This is a genomic window from Kitasatospora sp. NPDC058406 (assembly GCF_042722765.1).
Lineage (GTDB): Bacteria > Actinomycetota > Actinomycetes > Streptomycetales > Streptomycetaceae > Kitasatospora.
The window spans coordinates 1-3,784 of record NZ_JBHXKE010000336.1 but is presented as its reverse complement, the minus strand read 5'-3'; the positions used below and the strand labels follow the sequence as shown (position 1 = coordinate 3,784).

Genomic DNA, 3,784 nt, shown 5'->3' with positions numbered 1-3,784 from the left:
GCTGAAGTCGTACCACTCCATGACGGTGCCGACGGTGCCGGCCAGCATCGTGCGGCGGGTCGTGGTGACGCCGGAGGTGTCATGCACGGGGGTGCGCTCCGGCGGGGTGGTGGGGGGAGGCGTGGTCATCGGGGCTCCACTTGGGGGGAGAGGTGCCGCGGATGGCTCAAACGTATGCGATATACGAAAAAACTGCCAGGGGTGTCGCCGATTCGTTTCCCGGAGGGGCACCGGCCCCCGCCCTCACCGGGGTCGCCCGCACCCCGCCCCGGCCCGCCCCGGCCCGCCCCGCCCGCCGGTCACGGCGGCAGGGGCCGGTAGGGCGCGGCCGGGGGTCCGGTGGCCGCGGACGGCCGGGCCAGGACCGCTCCCGCGTAGGGGCCCGGGGCGGTGAGCCGGTGCAGCGCGGTGGTCACGTACATCCGCCCGCCGCCGAAGGCGATGCTGCTCACGTGCGCGGTGGGTACCGCGACGCTCTCCCGGAGCCCGCCCGCCGGGTCGTAGCAGTGCACCCGGCCGGCACCCCACAGGGCGACCCAGAGGTAGCCGCGGTCGTCCACCGCCATGCCGTCCGGCCGGCCCTCGTTCCTGCCGAGGTGCACGAGCGGCCGTGGCGCGCCCAGCCGTCCGGTGCCGGGATCGACCGGGTACGCCTCGATCACGCCCCGGGCGCTGTCGGCCAGGTAGAGCGTGCGGCCGGACCCGTCGAAGACCGGCCCGTTGGGGACGGTCAGACCGGTCAGCACGCGGTGCGCCGAGCCGTCCGGGTCGACCCGGTGGAGCGAGCCGGCGCCCTCGGTCGCCTCCGTGGCCATGCTGGTGACCCAGAACCGGCCGGCCGGGTCGCACGCGGCGTCGTTCATCCGCATCGGCCGCGGCGCGTCCGCCTCCGGCCGCGCGATCCAGTGCGGTTCGCGGGCCGGGCGCAGCAGGGCGACGCCCGGTCCGGCGGCGGCGATCCACTCCCCCGGCCTCCCGGCCACCGGGGCGACCGCGCCGAGCGGCATCCCGAGGGCGGCCTCGCGCCGCACGTCGTCGCCGGGGCCGCCGGGGTCGCAGCTGTGCAGGGTGCCCCCGAGGAGGTCGACGAAGTACAGCCGGCCCTCGTGCCAGCGCGCCCCCTCGCCCAGCCGGTAGCGCTCGGCGGAACACGGCCGCCAGGCGTCGGCGGACATCCGCACCACCTCCTCTCCTCCGGAGGCCGTCATCGCAGGGCGGTACCGGGCGCGGCGTCCAGCAGGGTCAGTTCGTCCCGGAAGGGCAGGCCCTCCCAGTCTCCCGCCGCGGCCACCGCGAACGCCCCGGTGGTCACCGCGCGGTCGAGCCGGCCGTCCACCGGCAGGCCGTCGAGCAGCCCCGAGAGGTAGCCGGCGACGAAGGCGTCCCCGGCCCCGACGGTGTCCCGGACGGGGACCCGGACGGCGGGCCTGGCGACGGACCCGTCCTCGGTGAAGACCTCGGCACCGGCGGCGCCGCGCTTGACCACCACCTCGCCGACCCCCTGGGCGAGCAGCGCCTCGACGCACTCGGCCTCGTGCTCCACACCGGGCGGCGCGACCAGGGCGAGCTCGTCGTCGGAGGCCACCAGGATGTCCAGCAGCGGGACCAGGGGCCGCAGCGCGGCGGCGGCCTCCTTCCTGGACCAGAGCTTGGCCCGGTAGTTGACGTCCAGGCACACGGCGCCCGACGCGGAGCGGGCGGCGGCCTCCACGGCGGCCCGGGGGCCGGGGCCGAGGGCCGCGGTGACGCCGGTGAGGTGGACGATCCGGGCCCCCTCGGCGAGGGCGGCGGTGACGTGGGCGGGGGTGAGCCGGGAGCCGGCCGAGCCGTCACGGTAGTAGGAGACCCGGGTCAGGTCGGCCGCCCGCGGCTCGAAGACCACCAGGCCGGTCGGCGCGGTGGCGTCGACGGCGGCCTGCGAGACGTCCACGCCCTCGGCCCGCAGGGTGCGCAGCACCAGTCGGCCGAACTCGTCGTCGCCGTTGACCCCGACCCAGCGCGCCGTGTGGCCGAGCCGGGCCAGGCCGATGGAGACGTTGGCCTCGGCGCCGGCCACCGAGAGGGCGAGGGTCCCGCCGAGGTGCAGCGGACGGTCGGCGCGCAGGGCCGCCATGGCCTCGCCGAGCGTCAGGACGTCGGGCACGGGAACTCCTCGGCGAGCGTGCGGAAGGCGGCGATGCGGGCGGGGAGGCCGGCGACGTCACCGCCGGCTCGGGCGGCGGTGCCGACCAGCGGTCCCCCGACGCCGACGGCCAGGGCGCCGGCGGCCAGGAAGCCCCGGGCGGCCTCGGCGTCCACCCCGCCGACGGGCACGAAGGGCACGTCGGGGAAGGGGTCGCGCAGGGCCCGCAGGTAGCCGGGGCCACCGAGGCTGCCCGGGAAGAGCTTGATCGCGGTCGCGCCCTCGGCCCGGGCGAGGGCGACCTCGGTCGGGGTGACCGCGCCGGCGAGGACCGGCATGCCGAGGGACTGCGCCTCGCCGACGGCCTCGGTCAGTCCGGGGGTCACCGCGAAGGCGGCGCCGGCCCGGGCGGCGGCCCTGGCGTCGGCGGCGGTGAGCAGGGTGCCGGCGCCGAGCGCCGCGTACGGGCCGAGGACCGCGCGGGCGCGCTCCAGGACCGCGAGCGCGCCCGTGGTGGTCAGCGAGACCTCGACCAGGTCGACGCCGGCACGGAACAGCGCGAGGACCGCATCCAGGGCGGCGTCGGGGTCGTTGCCCCGGACGATGGCCAGGATCCTGCGGTCGCGCAGGGCGGAGAGAAGGTCGTCTGGTTGCACGGATGCCTCCGGAGCTCAGGTGAGGACTTTAGGATATCGTATACTTTCCAGTCGGAGCCCCGTGCACCGTCCACAAGTTCCGCCCCCGACGAAAGGCGCCCCTCGATGACCCGTACCGCCCTGATCACCGGCGCGGCCGGCGGCATCGGCCGCGCCGTCGCCGCCCGCCTGGTGGCCGACGGCCTGCGCGTGGCCGGCCTCGACCTCACCGACCCCCGGCTGCCCGGCGTCACGTTCCACCGGGCCGACGTCACCGATCCGGCGCAGGTCGCCGCCGCGGTCGGACGGGCCGTCGAGGAACTCGGCGGCATCGACGTGCTGGTGACCTGCGCCGGCATCACCCAGGGCGGCCCCCTGCACCTGACCACCGACGAGGAGTGGCAGCGCGTCCTGTCGGCCAACCTCGGCTCGGTGTTCCTGTGCGTCCGCGAGGTGCTGCCCACGATGATGGCGGCCGGGTCCGGAGCCGTGGTCACCGTGGGATCGGTGCTGCACCGCACCGGCGCGCCCGGTCTGCCCGCGTACGCCGCCGCGAAGGGCGCGATCGCCGCGCTCACACGCCAACTCGCGGTGGACTACGGACGGTTCGGCATCAGCTTCGTCACCCTCGCGCCGGGCTGGGTGCGCACCCCGGCGACCGAGGCCCGCCTGGCGCCCGGCGAGGAGGACCTGGTGCGGCTGCGGGAGAGCAATCCGATGCGCACGCTGGTGGACGCCGGAGACATCGCCGAGGCGGTGGCCTTCGCCTCGTCCCCGGCCGCCGGGATGATCACCGGCTCCGAGCTGGTGCTGGACGCGGGCGCCTCGGTGGTCAGCCCGGCCAGCCTCCTGCGCGACTCCCACCGCGAGCGGATGGGGCTGCCGCCGCTCGACACCCACTGACCGGGTGCGCCCGGGCCGGCCGGGCCCGGGCGCACCGGCCCGGCCCACTCCCGCCGGAAAACGCCGCCAGCGGGGGGGGGCGCTCACAACTGGGGCCGCCCCGGCGCGGTGGCGCGGCCCCGCC

General features: G+C 77.2%; 4 protein-coding genes. 1 reads left to right on the top strand and 3 read right to left on the bottom strand.

Annotated features, from left to right (window positions below; all coding sequences use genetic code 11):
- Nucleotides 1-299: 299 nt before the first annotated feature.
- The 3 genes from ACFWOG_RS37660 to ACFWOG_RS37650 are packed head-to-tail and all read right to left on the bottom strand — an operon-like array spanning nucleotide 300 to nucleotide 2,778.
- Nucleotides 300-1,208, bottom strand: a complete 909-nt coding sequence (locus ACFWOG_RS37660) for an SMP-30/gluconolactonase/LRE family protein (RefSeq protein ID WP_380363967.1) — start codon at nucleotides 1,206-1,208, stop codon at nucleotides 300-302.
- Complete coding sequence (locus tag ACFWOG_RS37655; RefSeq protein ID WP_380363973.1) at nucleotides 1,205-2,113, bottom strand: sugar kinase; 909 nt, start codon at nucleotides 2,111-2,113, stop codon at nucleotides 1,205-1,207. Before ACFWOG_RS37655 ends, ACFWOG_RS37660 begins: the two co-directional genes overlap by 4 nt.
- A gap of 14 nt (nucleotides 2,114-2,127) precedes the next feature.
- On the bottom strand, nucleotides 2,128-2,778 hold the full coding sequence (locus ACFWOG_RS37650; protein WP_329951364.1) for an aldolase: 651 nt from the start codon (nucleotides 2,776-2,778) through the stop codon (nucleotides 2,128-2,130).
- A gap of 105 nt (nucleotides 2,779-2,883) precedes the next feature.
- Between ACFWOG_RS37650 and ACFWOG_RS37645 the strand changes: the two genes are divergently transcribed.
- Complete coding sequence (locus ACFWOG_RS37645) at nucleotides 2,884-3,660, top strand: SDR family NAD(P)-dependent oxidoreductase (protein WP_380363964.1); 777 nt, start codon at nucleotides 2,884-2,886, stop codon at nucleotides 3,658-3,660.
- The last annotated feature ends 124 nt before the right edge of the window (nucleotides 3,661-3,784 follow it).

Coding starts and splice junctions, on each gene's coding strand:
- ACFWOG_RS37660 (WP_380363967.1), bottom strand. CDS start 1,208: ATGACGGCCTCCGGAGGAGAGGAGGTGGTGCGGATGTCCGCCGACGCC.
- ACFWOG_RS37645 (WP_380363964.1), top strand. CDS start 2,884: ATGACCCGTACCGCCCTGATCACCGGCGCGGCCGGCGGCATCGGCCGC.
- ACFWOG_RS37655 (WP_380363973.1), bottom strand. CDS start 2,113: ATGGCGGCCCTGCGCGCCGACCGTCCGCTGCACCTCGGCGGGACCCTC.